Origin of the sequence: Streptomyces sp. NPDC053513 (assembly GCF_044544765.1) — a bacterium.
Classification (GTDB): Bacteria; Actinomycetota; Actinomycetes; order Streptomycetales; family Streptomycetaceae; genus Streptomyces; species Streptomyces litmocidini.
In genome coordinates, this window is record NZ_JBITXP010000033.1 from 55,894 (window position 1) to 74,300 (window position 18,407).

The 18,407-nt window shown below is 72.8% G+C and carries 16 protein-coding genes; 12 read left to right on the plus strand and 4 right to left on the minus strand.

What is annotated here, in order from left to right:
- Window positions 1-43: 43 nt before the first annotated feature.
- Window positions 44-1,348, minus strand: coding sequence for a hypothetical protein (locus ACIGW4_RS34415; RefSeq protein WP_399585338.1), 1,305 nt, complete (start codon window positions 1,346-1,348; stop codon window positions 44-46).
- A gap of 511 nt (window positions 1,349-1,859) precedes the next feature.
- On the opposite strand from ACIGW4_RS34415, the gene ACIGW4_RS34420 reads away from it, so the two are divergent.
- From ACIGW4_RS34420 to ACIGW4_RS34435, 4 genes are all read left to right on the plus strand, one after another.
- Entirely contained in the window at window positions 1,860-3,725 is a 1,866-nt protein-coding gene (locus ACIGW4_RS34420) for an FG-GAP repeat domain-containing protein (RefSeq protein WP_399585341.1), read from the plus strand.
- Between the two features lie 32 nt (window positions 3,726-3,757).
- Window positions 3,758-5,986: an FG-GAP repeat domain-containing protein gene (locus ACIGW4_RS34425; protein ID WP_399585343.1), complete on the plus strand. Its 2,229-nt coding sequence runs from the start codon at window positions 3,758-3,760 to the stop codon at window positions 5,984-5,986.
- A 127-nt stretch (window positions 5,987-6,113) separates the two neighbouring features.
- Window positions 6,114-6,203 carry a DUF397 domain-containing protein gene (locus ACIGW4_RS34430; RefSeq protein WP_359591496.1) on the plus strand — a complete coding sequence of 30 codons (90 nt, stop codon included), beginning with the start codon at window positions 6,114-6,116 and terminating at the stop codon, window positions 6,201-6,203.
- A complete protein-coding gene (locus tag ACIGW4_RS34435) occupies window positions 6,200-6,838 on the plus strand; it encodes an HAD family phosphatase (RefSeq protein WP_123454478.1) in 639 nt (212 codons plus the stop codon). The genes ACIGW4_RS34430 and ACIGW4_RS34435 overlap by 4 nt, the downstream gene beginning before the upstream one ends.
- On the opposite strand, the gene ACIGW4_RS34440 is transcribed toward ACIGW4_RS34435, so the two are convergent.
- Window positions 6,820-7,662, minus strand: coding sequence for a hypothetical protein (locus tag ACIGW4_RS34440; protein WP_399585347.1), 843 nt, complete (start codon window positions 7,660-7,662; stop codon window positions 6,820-6,822). The two genes, ACIGW4_RS34435 and ACIGW4_RS34440, sit on opposite strands and share 19 nt — an antisense overlap.
- A gap of 320 nt (window positions 7,663-7,982) precedes the next feature.
- On the opposite strand from ACIGW4_RS34440, the gene ACIGW4_RS34445 reads away from it, so the two are divergent.
- The 3 genes from ACIGW4_RS34445 to ACIGW4_RS34455 all read left to right on the plus strand — a co-directional run bounded on the left by ACIGW4_RS34445 (window position 7,983) and on the right by ACIGW4_RS34455 (window position 11,565).
- The gene (locus tag ACIGW4_RS34445; protein ID WP_123457437.1) at window positions 7,983-8,540 is read left to right on the plus strand and encodes a nitroreductase family protein; all 558 of its coding nucleotides are present in this window, start codon (window positions 7,983-7,985) and stop codon (window positions 8,538-8,540) included.
- A 243-nt stretch (window positions 8,541-8,783) separates the two neighbouring features.
- Entirely contained in the window at window positions 8,784-9,347 is a 564-nt protein-coding gene (locus ACIGW4_RS34450) for a hypothetical protein (protein ID WP_123454474.1), read from the plus strand.
- Between the two features lie 220 nt (window positions 9,348-9,567).
- On the plus strand, window positions 9,568-11,565 hold the full coding sequence (locus ACIGW4_RS34455; protein WP_399585350.1) for a protein kinase: 1,998 nt from the start codon (window positions 9,568-9,570) through the stop codon (window positions 11,563-11,565).
- Here the strand turns inward: ACIGW4_RS34455 and ACIGW4_RS34460 are convergent.
- Entirely contained in the window at window positions 11,554-12,045 is a 492-nt protein-coding gene (locus ACIGW4_RS34460) for a Zn-ribbon domain-containing OB-fold protein (protein ID WP_399585352.1), read from the minus strand. The genes ACIGW4_RS34455 and ACIGW4_RS34460 overlap by 12 nt on opposite strands.
- A complete protein-coding gene (locus ACIGW4_RS34465; protein WP_359591442.1) occupies window positions 12,042-12,494 on the minus strand; it encodes a DoxX family protein in 453 nt (150 codons plus the stop codon). The genes ACIGW4_RS34460 and ACIGW4_RS34465 overlap by 4 nt, the downstream gene beginning before the upstream one ends.
- Window positions 12,495-12,677: 183 nt before the next feature.
- Between ACIGW4_RS34465 and ACIGW4_RS34470 the strand changes: the two genes are divergently transcribed.
- The 5 genes from ACIGW4_RS34470 to ACIGW4_RS34490 all read left to right on the plus strand — a co-directional run bounded on the left by ACIGW4_RS34470 (window position 12,678) and on the right by ACIGW4_RS34490 (window position 18,226).
- A complete protein-coding gene (locus ACIGW4_RS34470; protein ID WP_399585355.1) occupies window positions 12,678-13,997 on the plus strand; it encodes a flavin-containing monooxygenase in 1,320 nt (439 codons plus the stop codon).
- Between the two features lie 154 nt (window positions 13,998-14,151).
- A complete protein-coding gene (locus ACIGW4_RS34475; RefSeq protein ID WP_359591441.1) occupies window positions 14,152-16,374 on the plus strand; it encodes an acetate--CoA ligase family protein in 2,223 nt (740 codons plus the stop codon).
- 78 nt (window positions 16,375-16,452) lie between these two features.
- The gene (locus tag ACIGW4_RS34480; protein WP_399585364.1) at window positions 16,453-17,175 is read left to right on the plus strand and encodes an enoyl-CoA hydratase/isomerase family protein; all 723 of its coding nucleotides are present in this window, start codon (window positions 16,453-16,455) and stop codon (window positions 17,173-17,175) included.
- A gap of 70 nt (window positions 17,176-17,245) precedes the next feature.
- Window positions 17,246-17,557, plus strand: a complete 312-nt coding sequence (locus ACIGW4_RS34485) for a hypothetical protein (RefSeq protein WP_399585358.1) — start codon at window positions 17,246-17,248, stop codon at window positions 17,555-17,557.
- A gap of 87 nt (window positions 17,558-17,644) precedes the next feature.
- Window positions 17,645-18,226 carry a flavin reductase family protein gene (locus ACIGW4_RS34490; protein WP_399585367.1) on the plus strand — a complete coding sequence of 194 codons (582 nt, stop codon included), beginning with the start codon at window positions 17,645-17,647 and terminating at the stop codon, window positions 18,224-18,226.
- Window positions 18,227-18,407: the final 181 nt, after the last annotated feature.

Sequence of the window (18,407 nt, forward strand, 5' to 3'; positions counted from 1 at the left end):
GCGACGTCCGCGTGGGCGTCGCCGGTCCCGCCCCGACTCCTGCTCAGATGATCATGTCGTAGATGCCCCAGCCCCAGCCGATCTTGGTGCGCGGGCCGACGGGGACCAGGACGCTGTCCTGGTTGTAGAAGCCCTGGTAGAGCCAGAGGTACCCCGTCGCCTTGTCGCGGGCGATGAAGTCCGCGCTGCTCCTGGCACCGTCGAGGTTCTCGGTCCAGGCGAGGGCGTCGTAGGTGTTCCAGCCGCCGCCGACGCGGATGCGCGGCTTGTAGGTCGGATAGCCGGAGCCGTACGCCCAGAGGACTCCCGCCCGGTCGCGGGCCGCGGCGTTGTAGCCGCCCGGCGGGGCGGCGATGGCGTCGTAGGTGTTCCAGCCGCCGCCGATCCGGGTGCGCGACTCGAACAGCGGCACCGGGGCGCTCGCGCCGCCGCGGTTGAACCTCCAGAGCACGCCGTCCTTGTCGCGGGCGACGAGCCCGTGGCCGTAGCTCGCGAGGGCGGTGTACCGCTCCCAGCCCGTGGCCACCTTCTGGCGCGGCTTGAAGGGGGCGTCCGGGTTGTTCGAGCCCTCGTAGTACCAGAGCACCCCGGACCGGTCGAGGGCGACGAGGTCGCCGTGCCCGGCCGCGTTCCGCCAGGAGACCGAGGTGATCGCGGTGTAGGCGTTCCAGCCGCCGCCGATGCGCTTGCGGGCGCGGAGCGGCTGGTCGGTACGGCCCCCCGAGGGGTACTGCCAGAGGACACCGGACTTGTCGCGGGCGAGGACCGTCGTCCGGAGGTTCGCCTCCGGGGTGCCCTTGACGAACCTGAAGGCGACGGGCCCGCGATCGGTGACGAGCCCGTTCTCGTCGAAGAGTTCGAGGGTGGCCGTCAGGTCCCCGAACCGCTCGGCGCCGCTCGACGCGTCGATCCGGATGTCGTAGGTGAGCTTCCAGTTCATGTCGGCGTCCGGGAGCGCCGTCACGTACTGCGGCTGGTCCCACGAACAGGGCTGGAACGCACCGCCGTTGACGGCGCAGGTCGAGGTGACGGAACCGTACTGGTCGCTCAGGTCCTCGTCGCCCGCGTCGTACGGCGGGGTCGGCAGCAGGAGGCGCGCCCGCACCCTGCCCTGGATGTACCGCGAGAGGTAGACCTCGACGCGGGTGGTGACCGCCCCCTCCTCGCCCGCGGCCACCACCAGCGGCCCGCCCTGCTGCTGGACGGTCCCGGTCGAAGCCAGGGCGGCGGCGCCCGCGCCGGGCCCGGTCGCGGCGACCGCCGACGCCCCGCCGAGGGCCGAGGGAGCGATCCCGACGGCCAGGGCCGCCGCGATCGCCAGAACTGTCGCCTGCTTGCGTCGTGCCATGGAACTCCCCAACGGTTGGTCTGTTTTCTTCCGTTCGCGTCCTCGACCCCCGCCGGAACCACAGAGTTGCCCGACCGGCCGTACAACCTTTCGATCTCCTCGGAAGTCCTGCGGGCGTGGCGAGACAGCGCCGCGCCCGCACCTCTGGGGGAGGACCACCGTTTTGTCCCGAGCACGCACATCCCGGCCCCGCCTCGCGGCAGCCGCCGCCGTGGCCCTCGCCGTCACGACGAGCGCGCCAGTCGCGGCCGCGCCGGCGGCCATGGCGACGACAGGGGCCATGGCAGCGGCCGTCGGACAGTCGCCACAGCAGGACGTCTTCCCGTATCCCGGCGGGTCCATAACGGGCACTGGTCCGACGGGCTTTCTGACCATCCGCTCCGTCGACGGAAAGCTCCTCCCCTCCTGGACCCGTTACACAGATGGGGTCACGACCCCGCTGCCTGAGGGGTCGTATACGCCGAACAATCGGACGGACACCGTCACGAAGGCCGACGGGACCGTCTACACCATGTACGACATGGCCACGGGCGCCGAGCCCTCGGTCATCGACATCAGCGCCCTCGGCGAAGGCTTCGACCGCGCGCGTGGCACCGGTTCCGCCCTGGTCGCGACGAAGCCCAACGCCACTGGCGGCCATGACATCCACGTCATCAGCAAGCCGCAGGACACCCTCGTCGACGACACGGTGACCGGCTTGCCCCCGGACGCCGTGTTCACGCGCATCGAAGTCGACTCCCCCGACACCGCCGTGGTGCTCTACACGGGCACCGTGGACGGGACATCGAAGAACCGCATCGCGGTGGTGGACCTCAAGTCCCATGCGGTCGTGGAGGAACACGACACGCAGCGAGCGACGGCGAAGAGCGACACCACGCTGTCAGCCACGCACATCGCCTGGGTCGAGCACCCCACGGACTACGAGTCGACCCTCGTCATGGTCCGGCGAGACAGCGGCGAGATCGAGCGTGTGCCTCTGGGCGTCGCCCAGAACGTACCGGTGGAACTGGTCGGCGACTGGCTGACCTACGGAGAGCCGGGAGGTTACACCTCCCGCTATCCGAGTACCCTGCACGCGCTGACCGCCCGCTCCCTCACGACCGGTGCCACGGTCAAGCTCCTGGACGACCTCACGCAAGCCGTCCCGGGCCCCGAGGGCACGCAGATGGTGCGGGGCGGAACTCTCGCCGAGGGCGAGGGCCTGTACCGGATCTCCGTCGAGGAGGACGGCACCCCGGCCGCCGAGCGCGTGGCGAGCACCACCTGGCCGACCGCGCTCGGCCTGGTGAGCGAGCGCGTGCCCACGGTGCTCGACCTCGACCTCACCCCCGCACCGGTCTACCTGGGCTGGACTTTCAGTCGAACGGCAGATGTGCGCGTGGAGCTGACGCACAACGACACCAAGAAGGTGGTGCGGCTCAGGGACGCCGCCGACGGGTCAGGCACGAACGAGGTGAGGTGGGACGGCCTGCTCGACGCGCCCGACCACCGCTTCCCCGCCTACAACGGCGACTACGCCTGGCGGATGACGGCGAAACCCGCCAACGGCATCGGACCGGCGGTGGAGAAGACCGGGACCTTCGAGATCGTCCGCAAGGCCGTCCCCCACGACTTCGACGACAACAGCACCACAGACCTGCTCGTCCGGGACGGCTCCGGCCGGGTGTACCGCTACGACGCGATTCTCTCCTGGGTTTCATGGCCCCACCTCGCGCCCGAGCAGCTCGACTCGGGCTGGGACGTCTACGACCAGCTCCTCGCTTTCGGAGACCTCGCCGGCTCCCCGTCCGCCGACGTCCTGGGGCGCGACAAGGACGGAGTCCTGTGGCTCTACGCAGGCGCCGGACAGGCCCTCGCAGACCGTGTGAGGGTCGGTGGCGGCTGGAACATCTACAAGTCGCTCTCCTCCGGCAGTGACCTGACCGGCGACGGCCGCTCGGACCTCGTCGCTACCGACAAGGCGGGCGACCTGTGGCTCTACAAGGGCACGGGGAACGCGTCCGCGCCCTTCGCCCCGCGCACCAAGATCGGCCACGGCTGGGGTATCTACAACAAGATCACCGCCACCGGGAACATCGCGGGCGGCCCGGCCGGTGACCTCGTCGCCCGCGACACGGCCGGCGTCCTCTGGCTCTACCTCGGCAAGGGCGACGGCACCTTCGCCGCCCGCACCCGCATCGGCGGCGGCTGGAGCAAGTACCGGCAGTTCGTGCCCCTCGGTGACACCGACCGTGACGGCCGCCCCGACCTGCTGACGGAGGACCCCGCCACCGGCTACCTGTACCTCTACAAGGGGACCGGCAAGTGGCAGGCCCCCTTCGAGTCGGGCAGAGCAGTCCCCAGCAGCATCGAGACGAACCAGCTCACCCTGTTCTGACCAGTCGGTCGACCAGCAGAGAAAGCAGCCCCTTGAACCCCACCAGCAACCCCCGGCACCGACTCGCCACAGCCGTCGCCCTCGCCGTCACCACCGGCCTCCTCGCCTCCCCCGCCGTCGCCGCGACCGCCCCGCACCCGGCGCCGGCCGCCGTCGCGGCGGACCAGCAGGCCGCCGCCGCAATCACCCTGCCGCAGGGCTCCCAGTTGGTCGGCAACGGCCCGTCGGGGTTCCTGACCCGTCACAGGGACGGCGGCTTCGCCTGGACCCGGTACGCGGACGGCGTCACGACCGCGCTGCCCGCGGGGGCCAAGGGGACCGTCCGCGCGGACACCGTCGTGGTCTCGTCCGGGACCACCCACACGGTGTACGACATGTCGGGGGGCGCCTCCCCCGTGGCCATCGACATCGCCTTCCTCGGCGCGGGCGCCACCCTCATGGACCTGGCCGGCAGCACCCTCGTCGTGAGCGTCCCCAGGGCCGACGGCAGCGGGGGCCTGGACGTCCACCTCGTCGGCAAGGCTGCGGACGGGAAGGTCGTCGACCGCACGGTCTCCGGGCTGCCCGCGGACGCGGTCGCCCGCTCGTTCACCAGCCAGGTGGACTCGCCGGACGCCCTGTCCCTCCTGTACTACGAGGTCGTGAACAACGCGGCCGACTGGCATACGGCCGTGGTGGACGTCGCCACCGCCACGGTGGTGGAGGAGCGCCGCGTGATACGGGGCGACTACGACAGCGACGTCACCCTGTCCGCCACGCACCTGGCCTGGGCCGAGAGCCCGGCCGCCGACGAGGCGGTGGCCCTGGATGTGGCCCGGAGGAACGAGCCCGAGACCACGCGCATCCCCATCGGCCACGGGTCCCGTGTCCAGGCCGAGCTGATGGGCGACTGGCTGGCGTACGGGGACACCAACACGCTTCCTTGGCCCAACCCCCTCTACGGGCTGACACTCCGCTCGCTGACGACCGGGCGGACGGTCAAGGTCCTCGACAGCGTGGCCACCATCCGCAGCCAGTCGGACACCGAACTCCTCGTGCAGGGCGGCACGGTCGACCAGGGCGAGGGCATCTACCGGATCGCCCCCGGCCCCGACGGCACGCCGACCGCCACCCTCGTGGCGAGCACGGGGCTGCCCATCGTCCTCCAGGTCGTGGAGCAGTCGGCCCCCACCACCGCCGACTTCCGTACGAGAGCCGGCGACGTGAAACTGACGTGGCGGTTCTCCCAGCCCACGACGGCCCACATCGAGCTGATCCACACCGCCTCCGGGAAGCGGAAGACGTACACCGAGAACGCGGACGGCACCGGGCGTGCCACCGCGACGTGGAACGGCCTGCTCGACGACTTCTACACCGCCCCCAACGGCGACTACACCTGGCGGATGACGGCGGCGCCCTACAACGGCATCGGACCGTCCGTCGAGCGGACCGGCACCATCAAGGTCGACAGCGGGCAGGGACCGCACAACTTCTCGGACAGCGGCTCGCCCGACCTCCTCGTCCGCGGAAACGACAACCTGTACGTGTTCGACAGCCGCAAGGCCCTCGAATTCGCCCACACCGGCGCCCCGACCCCGACGAACGCCGGAGCCGGCTGGGCCGCCTACGACCGGGTCCTCACCCCCGGAAACATCGGCGGCGCCCGGTACTCCGACCTCGTCACCCGGGACAAGACCGGCGTCCTCTGGATCCACCCCGGCACCGGCGACGCCGCCTCCCCCTTCGCTCAGCGCGTCCGGGTCGGCGGCGGCTGGAACACGTACACCGACATCACCGGCAACGGCGACCTCGACGGCGACGGCCGCCCCGACCTCGTCGCCACCGACAAGGCCGGCGACCTCTGGTTCTACAAGGGCACCGGCAACACCTCCGCGCCCTTCGCCCCCCGCAGGAAGACCGGCCACGGCTGGAACATCTACAACAAGCTCGTCGCCACCGGGAACATCGGCGGCGGCACGACCGGCGACCTCGTCGCCCGCGACACCTCCGGCGTCCTCTGGCTCTACCTCGGCAAGGGCGACGGCACCTTCGCCGCCCGCACCCGCATCGGCGGCGGCTGGAACGCGTACAACGAGATCGTCGCCGTCGGCGACATCGACCGCGACGGCCGCCCCGACCTCCTGGCCAACGGGCGCACGGGCCACCTCGACAGCACTCTCGCCCTCTACCGGGGCACCGGCGACTGGAGGGCCCCCTTCTCCCCGCGCGCCGGAGCCACCACGCTCCTGCCCGCCCCCGGCTGGTACACCACGCTGTTCTGACCGGTCACCGGTCCGTCAGCGGCACGGTCGCCCAGACCGTCTTGCCCGACGGACCGGTCCTTCACCCCCACGCCGTGGCGAGGGCGGCGAGTGCGTCGAAGTCGCCGCCCACCCCGCCCTCGTCCACATCCGCGGCTCCAAGAACCCACACGGCCCCCGGCTCGCCGTCTCCCCCGCCTCCTGGGTCGCGTTCCTGGACGTAGCATCCCGGGCGTGACCTCCCAGAAGTTCGTTCTCTTCGACGTCGACGGCACCCTCATGGACGCCGTCGAGAACCAGCGGCGCGTCTGGCACGCGTGGGCCGCGCGGTACGGGCTCGACGGTGCCGAGGTGTACGCCACGGCGCTGCGGACGCGGCCCGTGGAGACCTTCGCGGAAGTCGTGCCCGGCGCCGACCCGGACGAGTGCCTCGCCCTCCTGCACGCGCTGGAGGACGAGGACGTCCGTACGGGAACGTACGCGGCCTTCGAGGGGGCGGCCGAGCTGCTCGCCGGGCTTCCCGCCGACCGGTGGGCGCTCGTGACGTCGAACTACGAGCACCGGGTGCGGGGGCGGTTCGAGCGGACCGGCCTCCGCCTCCCGGGGCTCGTCGTCGACGCGGCCTCGGTCGCCGAGGGGAAGCCGTCGCCCGTCCCGTACCTCACCGCCGCGGAGAAGCTGGGCGCGGACCCGGCGGAGTGCCTGGTGATCGAGGACGCGCCGTCCGGGGTCCGGTCGGGCCTGGACGCCGGGATGACCGTCTGGACGGTCAACACCCCGGCGCCGCACCCGGACGCCCACCGTCACTTCCCGACGCTCGCGGAGGCGGCGCCGCACATCGTGGCGGCCGTGGGTCAGACGATCGCGGTGTAGATGTTCCAGCCATGACCGATCTGGCGGCGCGCGGCGGTCGGGGCATCCTTGTAGAGCCAGAGGCAGACGGCCTTGTCACGGGCGACACCGTCGTTGTAGCTCCAGCCGTCGATGTCGGCAGCGCCCCTGACCACGTCGTACGCGTTCCAGCCGCCGCCGATCCGCACGCGCGGTTCGAACGGCCGGGCCGGGTCGCCGGTGCTCTCGTACTGCCAGAGCACGCCGTCCTTGTCGCGGGCGTGCACCGTCGCGCGGCGGTTCGCCTCCGGGGTGCCCAGGACGAAGTTCACAGCGGCGGGGCCGGTCGCCACCACCGTCCCGCTCGCGTCCTTCATCTCCAGGTGACCGGTGTGCTCACCGAGCGGCGCCGGATGAGCGGGGTCGATCCGGACGTCGAAGGTGAGGGTCCGTGCCGCCTCGGTGGGCGGCAGGGACAGCACGTAGCCGTCGCCGTAGCTGTCCTCGTACTCGGGGGTGTCGTAGTTCCAGCCGCAGAGCCGGTACGCGTCGCCGTTCACCGAGCATTCGGCGCCGGGCAGGTTGTCGCCGCCGGCCGAGGGCCCCGGCAGGTCCCCGAGCACCAGGCCGGCGGTCAGCCGGCCGGTCACGGAGGCGGGCAGGGTCACGGTGAAGCGGGTGGTCACCGGCGCGCCCTCGCCGACTCTCACGGTCAGAGGACCGCCCTTCTGGACGGCGGTTCCCATCTCGGCCGTCGCGGCCGTCGCTGTCACCGCCGTGACCGGAGCGGCGGCCGCCGCAGTGGCCGGGACGACTCCGGCGACGAGTGCGGTCGCGACGACCAGGGTGGAACGGATGTGGACCACGGGCCCCAGGAGTTCTCGGGTGGAGCCGGAGGCAGGCCTCCGGCTCCGTTCGGACACTCGTGTGACCAGTGAGATACGTCAGGGGTTGCCCCGGATCACGAAAAATGTTCCGGCAGCGGGGCAGAGGATCGTGTTGCAGGCGTCCCGCCACAGCCGATCCGCTTGCGGATCGATCCGGGGACGGCGGCCGGGCCGACGGCGGTTCCGGTCCGCTTCGGCGGTTCACCCCTTGGACGGTCGACGGTGCCGAACGGTTGCACGGGAGGGTTCACGGGGCGGGCGCCGGAATAGCCCTGGAAGGCGCCCGGTTGGACCGGGACATGCGACGTGATCCGGAGCCGGCCGGCGGTATCCACCCCCTCCTCGCGGGACGGTTCAGCCCGTACCGGTTCGATCCGTCGGCCGCCGTCGACGACCACGCCCTGCGTCTGCTGCTGGAAGCCGCGCGGTGGGCGCCGTCCGCCGGGAACTCCCAGCCGTGGGGCTTCTTCGCGAGCCGGCCCGGGGAGCCGGACCACGAGCGGGTGGTCCGCCACCTCGCGCCCAGCTCGGCCCGGTGGGCGACGGACGCGGGACTGCTCGTCGTCACGCTGACGCGACGCCGCGTGGAGGGCACGGAGCTGCTCTACTCCGAGTTCGCGGACTACGACCTCGGCCAGGCCATCGCCCACATGACCCTCCAGGCCGAGGCGTTGGGGCTGGCCTCGCACCAGTTCCGGGCCTTCGACATGGAGGGCCTCACCAAGGAGCTGGATCCGAACCCCGACTGGTCGATCGTCTCGATGGTCGCGCTGGGGAAGGCGGTCGGAGAGCCGCCGGAGGGGCGCGACCGGCGCAGCGTGGCGGACCTGCTGTCCGCTCCCTGGGCCCTCGCGTGAGGTGCGGCCTCGGGCCCTCGCCCCGTCGCCGAACGACCGGCCCGGCGACGGCCGGTTCTCCGGCGCGCAGAGAACCGGCCTGCTGACTAAGGTGGTCACTGGTGCCCCCTATGGGCGAGCACCGGTCGACACGACTGGTGGCAGGTGGGTAAAGACCGGCCAGTCGTTCTCAGAGTGAGGAAAGACCACTCTTCAATGGTTGAAAAACCAACACCTTCTCCGTTGTTCAGAGGAGACGGAGTCATGGTCAGCATTCTCAAGCGTCGCGTCGCGACGGGCTTCGCAGCCGCCCTGATGGCCGCGGGAACCGTCGTCGGCCCGGCCACGGCGCAGGCGACGGCCGCGCCGCCGTCCAGTGCCGCGAACCTCGCACCCGGCAGCCCCTCCATCCTGCCCACGCAGGTCATCATCAACAGGAACGTGACCTTCGGTGGCGGTGTCCCCGTCGGCGGCTGGTACTCGCTGAGCGTCTTCCCCAGCGGGTCCTACAGCTACTCCGGCCACATGCACGACTCGGGCGCGCCGAGCTACGACTTCGCCGGCGTCTGCGTCGTGCGCTTCGGCAACGGCACGGCCTTCGTGTTCCAGACGTCCGGCCGGATGCACGGGACCTTCGAATCGGGATCCCGCGACTACAACTGGAACAGGAGCGGTTCGCGCCAGTCCATCCGTGACGCCTTCCGGGACTCGAACGGCGCCTGGAACGCACGTTGCAGCAACAGGGTCAACCTCAACGTGGGCGCCCTGGTCGACTCGACCGTCCAGGCGGTGGGATACGTCGCGAAGGTCATCGCGATCGTCGCCTGAACCGGGGTGACCGGGCGACCCACGAAGCCACCGCGGACGACGAGCCGCTCCCCGCGCTACCACAAGCGGTTCGTCCGTCTCGCGTCCGAACGGAGCGGGGTCCGCCCCACGGCGGGCGGATCCCGACGCCCCAGCTCGCCCCTGAGCCCTCAACCGCAGTTACAGAACAAGAACTTGAGCTTCATTCAGGTCGCAAACCCGCTCGGCTACTGTGTGGCCCATGCAGGGGGATGCGGAAGACCAGTCCAGTCTCGACAGTCTGCGCGGCAGTGGGGCGATGCCCCTCGAAACGGGCGACCCACGGCAGATCGGGGCGTTCAGGCTGCTCGGCGTGCTCGGGTCCGGCGGCATGGGGCGGGTCTACCTCGGTGCCGTGCCCGGGAAGTTCGCGGCGGTGAAGCGGGTCCTTCCCGTGCTCGCCGAGGACGCCGACTTCCTCAACCACTTCGGGCACGAGCTCGACAACCTGGCCCGGCTGCCCGCCGGGGCCAACACCAGGCTCCTCGCGAGCGACCGCACGGCGAAGCCGCCGTGGTTCGCGACCGAGTTCATCCCCGGCATCACCCTCAACGAGGCCGTCCGGCTCAACGGCGGCCCGCTGTCCGGCGGCGCCCTGTGGCGGCTGCTGCGGGAGGCGGCGGCCGGGCTGCGGGTGGTGCACGGCGCGGACATGGTGCACCGCGACCTCAAGCCGTCCAACGTGATGCTGACCGGCGGCGGCCTCTCGCTCATCGACTTCGGCGTGGCCCGCGCGGCCGACCAGAGCCGGCTGACCAAGACCGGCATGGTCATCGGCACCCCCGCCTACATGGCGCCCGAGCAGGCCGTCGCCGACCGGCGGCTGACCGGCGCCGCCGACGTGTTCGGCCTGGGCAGCCTCCTGCTGTACGCGGCGAACGGGCGGCCCCCGTTCGGCGACGGCTCCGGGCCCGACCTGCTCTACCGGGTCGTCCACGGCGAGCCGGACTTCGGGCGGCTCACGGAGGGCGACCCCGAGCTGGCGGAGCTCGTACGGAGGTGTCTCGCCAAGGATCCGGCGGACCGGCCGACGGCGGACGAGCTCGTCGGGCTCACCGAGGAGGGCGCGGCGGGCGCCGTCTGGCCGGCGGCCGTCGCCGAGCGGATCGCCGAGCGGGCGGCCTTCGCCGCCGGGGCGCCCACCGCCGAGCAGCTCGCGGAGCTGGAGCGGACCGATCCGACGCAGGACGTGGCGACGGCCTCGCTGACCCCGCAGGCCCCGAGGGATCCCTCGACCGCCGCGCCCGACGCGATCGCCCTCACGGGCGCGGCCGCCCCCGACAAGCGGCGGCGCAACCGGTTCGTCATGCTCGCCGTGCCCGTCGTCGTGGCGACCGGCACCACCCTGACCGTCGCCCTCGGCCCGTACGAGATCGGCGGGCGACTGGGGGCGTCCCCGGAGGCCTCGCCGTCCACGGTGGCCTCGCAGCCCGCCTCCGTACCGTCGTCGAGCGGGACGGGGAAGCCGTCGGCCAGGCCTTCCGCCAAGCCGTCGGGCAAGCCCTCGGGGAAGCCGTCGGCCGGGTCGACGGCCCCGCCCCCGGACGCCTCCGTCGGCGGCGGCGCGGGCGGCACCGGCACCCTGCCCGGCGGGGCGGGGACCGGGGACGGGTCCGCCTCCGGCGGGGGCTCCGTCGCGGGTGGCTCCACGTCCTCCGGCGGCTCCACGACCTCCGGCGGTTCGGGAGGCGGCTCGGGCTCCGGGTCCTCCGGCGGGTCGACGACCCAGCAGCCCGCCCCGCCCCCGCCCACCACCAGCAGGCCCGCGCCCCCGCCGACCGGCGGTTCGGCGCCCTCGGGGACGTACTCCCTGGAGAACGCGACCTCCGGCAACTGCCTGGCGGAGTACAACGCGGGCTTCGGCGACCTCGTCACGACCACGACGTGCGGCTCCCAGGGGAACGGGACGTCCACCTACTGGTTCTCCTGGACGTACTCGGCCGGCGCGAACGGGACGTTCCGGCTGGCCAACAGGCACAGCGGTCGCTGCCTCCAGCCCTCGGGCAACATGACCGTCACCACCGCCGCGTGCAACAGCTCGTCCCTCCAGGCCTGGAAGGTCGTCTCCTCGTCGTCCTCGGGGCGGGCGCTCAAGAACGTGAGCAGCGGTCTGTGCCTGACGGCCGGATCGTTCTCCGCGACGGTCTACGCCTGCGGCTCCGACGCGAGCCAGCGCTGGCGGAACATCTCACCGGTCTGATCCCACCGGATCGAAGGGGGAACCGGCGACGGAGCCGGCGGCGGGACCGGCAGCACGACCGACGACGGGGCCGAAAACGGGGACGGTGACGGTGGCGTCCCCGTCCGGCCCCTCCGCCCGGAACGCGACCTCCAGCTCCATCCCGATCCGGAGGTCCTCCTCCGGCACGCCCACGACCTCCGTCATCATGCGGGGCCCCTCGGCGAGGTCGACGACGGCCGCGACGTACGGGACGCGGTCGCCGAAGGGCGGCAGGTCGTTCCGGTGGACGACCGACCAGGTGTAGAGGGTCGCGCGGCCGCTCGCCCGCTCCCAGCGGACGTCCTCGCTCCAGCAGTACGGGCAGAACTCGCGCGGGTAGTGGTGGGCGCGGTCGCAGGCGGCGCAGTGGCGCAGCAGCAGGCGTCCTTCGGCGGCGGCGTCCCAGTAGGGGCGGGTGAAGGCGTCGACGTCGGGGAGGTTCGCCGGGGTCGCGGTCATGAGAAGAGTCCGATCGCGGAGTCGAGCGACCAGGTCTGCCAGGACACGGCGAGGAGCGCGACGAGGGAGATCAGCGCCATCATCGCGTTCTGCCCCTGCTCGGCCCAGTCGTGGATCATCAGGACGAGGTAGAGGAGGTTGAGGAGGAGGCCGCCGACGAGGGCGACCGGGGTGAGGAGACCGGTGACGAGGCCGAGGCCGAGGGCGAGTTCGGCGTAGACGACGACGTACGCCATGAGCTTGGGGCGCGGGGCGACGACGGTGTCGAAGCCGTTCTTCACGGCCGCCCACCGGTGCTTCCCGGCCACGTCCGCCGCCCAGGCGATGCCGGTGCCGCGCTCGAACCAGCCCTTCTTGTCCTTGTGGCGCCAGCTCTCCAGCCACCACAGGCCGAGGCCGATGCGGAGGACGGCGAGCCATTCGGCGCCGGTGAGCCAGACGGTCTGCATGCGGACCCTCCCCGTGAACTGGATCTGACGGTACGTCAGTTCAGCGCAGGGCGGCCGGGGAGCGCAAGGGGCCGGCGCGCGGCCCGTCCGCCCGCGAGGAGCCGGCGCGCGTGACCCATTCGCAACCGAAATCCCCTCTTGACCGAGACCCACTACGTGTACACGTCATTACGCTCAGCATTCATGGTCACCACCCCCCGAGCACCATCTCCTCAGGCCGTCCACCCCGTGTACGTCATCGGCGGCGGCCCCGGCGGGCTCGCCGTCGCCGCCGCCCTGCGCGCGCGGGGCGTCCGGGCCGTCGTCCTGGAGAAGTCCGACGCCGTCGGCGCCTCCTGGCGCGCGCACTACGACCGGCTGCGGCTGCACACCACCCGGCGGCTCTCCGCCCTCCCCGGCCTGAAGATGCCCCGCTCCTTCGGCCGCTGGGTCGCCCGCGCCGACGTCGTCCGCTACCTGGAGACGTACGCGGAGAAGCACGAGCTGGAGATCGTCACCGGGGTCGAGGTCCACCGCGTCGAGCGCTCCGGCGCCGACTGGGTCCTGCACGCCACCGGCGGGCGCCTGCTCACCGGGAGCGCGGTCGTGGTGGCCACCGGGTACAACCACACCCCGCACCTGCCGGAGTGGCCCGGCCGCCACGAGTACGGCGAGCGGCTCGTGCACGCGTGCGCATACCGCAACCCCGAGCCGTACGCCGGGCAGGACGTCCTCGTCGTCGGCATCGGCAACACCGGCGCCGAGATAGCCGCCGACCTCGCCGGCGGCGGCGCGGCCCGGGTGCGGCTCGCGGTGCGGACCGTCCCGCACATCGTGCGCCGCACGACCCTCGGCTGGCCCGCCCAGCGCTCCGGCATCCTGGTGCGGCGACTGCCGGTGTTCCTGGTCGACCGGATGGGCGCGCTGCTCGCCCGGTTCGCCTCGCCCGACCTCACCGCACACGGTCTGCCCCGGCCGGACAAGGGCCTCGCCACCCGGCAGCGGGAGGGCGCGATCCCGGTGCAGGACGTCGGCCTGGTCGACGCCGTACGGGCCGGGAAGGTCGAGATCGTCGCGGCCGTGGAGGGCTTCGAGGACGGCGAGGTGCTCCTCGCGGACGGCAGCCGGATCGCCCCGGACGCGGTGATCGCGGCGACCGGCTACCGGCGTGCCCTGGAGCCGCTCCTCGGGCACCTGGACGTGCTCGACGGGCGCGGGCTGCCGGTGGCGCACGGGGCGCGCAGCCCGCGCGGGGCGTCCGGGCTGTACTTCACGGGGTTCACGAACCCGATCAGCGGGATGTTCCGGGAGCTGGCGAGGGACGCGGAGCGGATCGCCCGCCGGATCGCGCGGCAGTCCGCCCGGACGGCGGCGAAGCGGGGAGCCGATCAGGACGGAGGGGACGCCGGCCGGGGCGGGCAGCGAGCCGATCAAGACGGAGGGGGCGCCGGGCGGGACGGACAGGGCGTCGACGGAGCCGGACAGGTCCCCGATCGAGCCGGGCGGGTCCCCGATCAAGCCTGACAGGTCTCCGATCGAGCCGGACGCGGAGCCGATCAGGACGGTTGACCTGCACGGCTCGTACTGCCCCCCGCACACCCATTCCTGACTAGCCGTCAGTTCTGTAATCTGACTGAACGTCAGGTGCATGCGGATGGGTGAAGGGCGGGCGACACACATGCTTGGATCGACACACGGCACCTTCACCACCGGTCTGCGCGCCCGCGTGGTCGCCTGCGGCGAGGCGCCCCCGGTCGTCGTGCACGGCGTCACCGCCGCCCCCGGCGACCTGGACGTCAGCGGCCGGCCGCTGCACGCGCCCGTCCCCGACCTCGACCGGTTCTTCCGGCCCGAGTCCGTCGCGGTGATCGGCGCCTCCGACGCCGAGGGCCGGCCCAACACCGGCATCACCCGGCAGCTGCTCGCCTGGGCCGAGCGGGTCGGCGCCCGGCTCGTGCCCGTGCACCCGACCCGCACCACCGTCTTCGGGATCGACTGCGTGCCCTCCGTCGGCGCGCTCGCCGAACCCGTCGACCTCGCCGTCCTCCTCGTCGCCGACCCGCTGCCCGTGATCGAGGAACTCGCCGGGACCAAGGTCAAGTTCGCGGTCGCCTTCGCCTCCGGCTTCGCCGAGACCGGGGAGGCCGGGGCCGCCGCGCAGGAACGTCTCGCCGCCGCCGTGCGCCGCTCCGGGCTCCGCCTCCTCGGCCCCAACACCAACCTCAACGCCTTCGAACGCTTCCGCGACGACCTCGAAGGCCCCGCCGTCGCCCTCATCACCCAGTCCGGCCACCAGGGGCGGCCCGTCTTCACCCTCCAGGAGCTCGGCGTCCGCCTCTCCCACTGGGCGCCCACCGGCAACGAGGCCGACCTGGAGACCGCCGACTTCCTCTCGTACTTCGCCGGACGCCCCGAGGTCGGGGCCATCGCCTGCTACGTGGAGGGGCTGAAGGACGGCCGGTCCTTCCTCCTCGCCGCCGACCGGGCCGCGCGCCAGGGCGTGCCCGTGGTCGCCGTGAAGGTGGGGAGGACCGAGACCGGGGCCCGCACCGCCGCCTCCCACACCGGCAAGCTCACCGGCGCCGACCGGGTCGTCGACGCGGCCATGCGGCAGTACGGGGTGATCCGCGTCGACGGCCTCGACCAGCTCCAGGACACCTCCGCCCTCCTCGCCCGGGCGCGCCGGCCGCTCGCCGACGGCGTCGTCGTCTACTCCATCTCCGGCGGTACGGGCGCCCACTTCGCCGACCTGGCCACGGCGGCGGGGCTCGAACTCCCCACGCTCGGCCGGGCCAAGCAGGACGAGCTGCACCAGTGGATCCCGGAGTACCTGAATGTCGCCAACCCCGTCGACAACGGCGGTCACCCGGTGGGCGACTGGCGCGGCCGGAAGATCATCGACGCGATCCTCGCCGACCCGTCGGTCGGCGTCCTCGTCTGTCCCATCACCGGCCCCTTCCCCCCGATGAGCGACAAGCTCGCCCAGGACCTCGTCGACGCGGCCGAGGCCACGGACAAGCTGGTGTGCGTGGTCTGGGGCTCGCCGGTCGGGACGGAGGCGGCCTACCGCGAGACCCTCCTCGGCTCCTCGCGCGTCGCCACCTTCCGCACCTTCTCCAACTGCATCGGGGCCGTGAAGGCCTACCTCGACCACCACCGCTTCACCGCCGCCTACCGCTCCCCCTTCGACGAGGCCCCCCGCACCCCCTCCCCGTCCCTCCGCAAGGCCCAGGCCCTCATGCGGCCCGGCCGGCGGCTCAGCGAGCACGCGGCGAAGCAGCTGCTCCGGGCGTACGGGATACGGGTGCCGCGCGAGCAGCTCGTGACGAGCGCGGCGGCCGCCGTCCGGGCCGCCGGGCTCGTCGGCTACCCGGTCGTGATGAAGGCCTCGGGCGCGCAGCTCGCCCACAAGACGGAACTCGGCCTGGTGAAGACGGGCCTGACCTCGGCCAGCCAGATCAGGGACACGTACCGCGAGCTGACGGACATCGCGCGGTACGAGTCGGTCGACCTCGACGGCATCCTCGTCTGCCAGATGGTCGGGCGCGGGGTCGAGATGGTGGTGGGCGTGACCCACGACGAGCTCTTCGGCCCGACGGTCACCGTGGGCCTCGGCGGGGTGCTGGTGGAGGTCCTGAACGACACCGCCGTCCGCGTCCCGCCCTTCGGGGAGCGCGAGGCCCGCTCGATGCTCGACGAACTGCGCGGCCGGGCCCTGCTCGACGGCGTACGGGGCGCACCGCCCGCCGACGTCGACGCGCTCGTCGAGGTCGTGCTCCGCGTCCAGCGGATGGCCCTCGAACTCGACGGCGACCTCGCCGAACTGGACATCAACCCGCTGATGGTGCTGCCGCGCGGGCAGGGGGCGGTGGCCCTGGACGCGCTCGCCGTCTGCCGCTGAGGAGGATCCACGGTGCCGGACCTGTTGCACACCGTCGAGAACGGCGTCTCCTGGATCGCGCTCAACCGCCCCGAGGCGATGAACGCGGTCACCTGGGACCAGCGGGAGCGGATCATCGCCCTGCTGGCCGAGGCCTCCGCCGCCCCGGACGTGCGCTGCGTGGTGGTGACGGCCACCGGGCGCGGCTTCTGCGCGGGCGCGGACCTGCGGGGGGCGCCTTCGGCCTCCGCCGATCGCGTCGCGGGGGACGTGGCGAGGATGATCCGGCAGGGCGCCCAGCGGTTCATCGGCGCGGTCATGGACTGCGAGAAGCCGGTGATCGCGGCGGTGAACGGCACGGCGGCCGGGATCGGGGCCCACCTCGCGTTCGCCTGCGACCTGGTGCTCGCGGCGGACTCGGCGCGGTTCGTCGAGGTGTTCGTACGCCGTGGGCTCGTGCCCGACGGGGGCGGGGCGTACCTCCTCCCCCGGCTGATCGGGCCGCAGCGGACGAAGGAGTTGATGTTCTTCGGCGACGCGGTGCCGGCGGCGGAGGCGCTCGCCATGGGCCTGGTGAACCGGGTGGTGCCCGCGGAGGACCTGGAGAAGACGGCCCGCGCCTGGGCCGAACGCCTGGCCCAGGGCCCGACCCGCGCCCTCGCCCTCACGAAGCAGCTGGTCAACGCGTCCCTGGACGTGGACCGCGCTGCCGCCTTCGCGGCGGAGGCGGTCGCCCAGGAACTGAACATGACCACCCGGGACGCCCAGGAGGGCGTGGCGAGCTTCGTGGAGCGGCGGGAGGCGCGGTACGAGGGGCGGTAGCGGAGGCTGTCGTACCGGAACCCCGGGGTGTGTCGCGCATATGCCGGACACACCGCTCCGGGGGGACGGAATGCCCAACCCCGCGCGCTCGCGCGAAAGATCCCGAAGATCCGGTGGAGCACTCTTCCTGATCCCCACCCTGCCGACGGCCCTCCTGGGCCCGCTCCGGCCGACGGGCACGGCCACGGCGGCCCCGGCGCCGGCCTCGTACGGCTACCAGTGGCGGGCGAACGGCGTGGCGATCCCGGGTGCGACGGGATCGTCGTACGTTCCGGTCGCCTCCGTCCTCGGCACGAAGCTCACGGTGGCCGTGACGGCGCCGCGGACCGGGCACCTGTCCGGTGTCGCGTGGACCCGGTCGACGGGAGCCGTCGCGGGCTGACCGGAACCGGTGGCCGTCGTCCCCTTCGAAGGCTTCCCATCTGACGATCCGTCAGTTTCAATGGACGGTGTGATGGGACACGCGGGGATGGCGGCCACCGCCGTCCGACACCTGAGAGCGGCCGGTTCGCCGACGGCCGTGGAACCACTGCCCCGGCCCGCCCTGCGCGCGGTACGGGAGGACGAGCGCCCGCCCGTCGACCCGGGCGAGTTCCGCCGCGTCCTGGGCCACTTCGCGAGCGGGGTGACGATCGTGACGGCCCTCGACGCCGACGGGCCGACCGGCTTCGCCTGCCAGTCCTTCGCCTCGCTCTCCCTCGACCCGCCCCTCGTGGCCTTCATGGTCGCCCGGACGTCGACCACCTGGCCCCGGATCGCGGCGGCCGGGACCTTCTGCGTCAACGTCCTCGGCGCCGGACAGGGCGAACTGTGCCGGTCCTTCGCGGTGAGCGGCGCGGACAAGTTCGCGGGCGTCGCGTGGGACCCGGCCCCGGCCACCGGCTCCCCGCGCCTCGCCGGCGCGCCCGCCTGGATCGACTGCGCGATCACCACGGTCCACACGGGCGGGGACCATCTGATCGTGGTGGGGCGGGTGGAGGGGCTGGACGCGACGGAATCCGGTGACCCCCTCCTCTTCCACCGGGGCCGCTTCGGCCGCTTCAGCGAGTAGGCGCCGCACCCCGTCGCCCACCGCCCAGCGGGCCCACCCCGCCCCCGTTGCGGGCTGCGCCCGCTGGGCGGTGCCCACCCCCGCGCCCCCGTTGTGGGCAGTCGTTCCGCTGGGGCGGAACGGGTGGGCACAACGGACCCGCGCCCTGCCGGCGCCAGAGGCTCATGTGCCTGGACCCGCA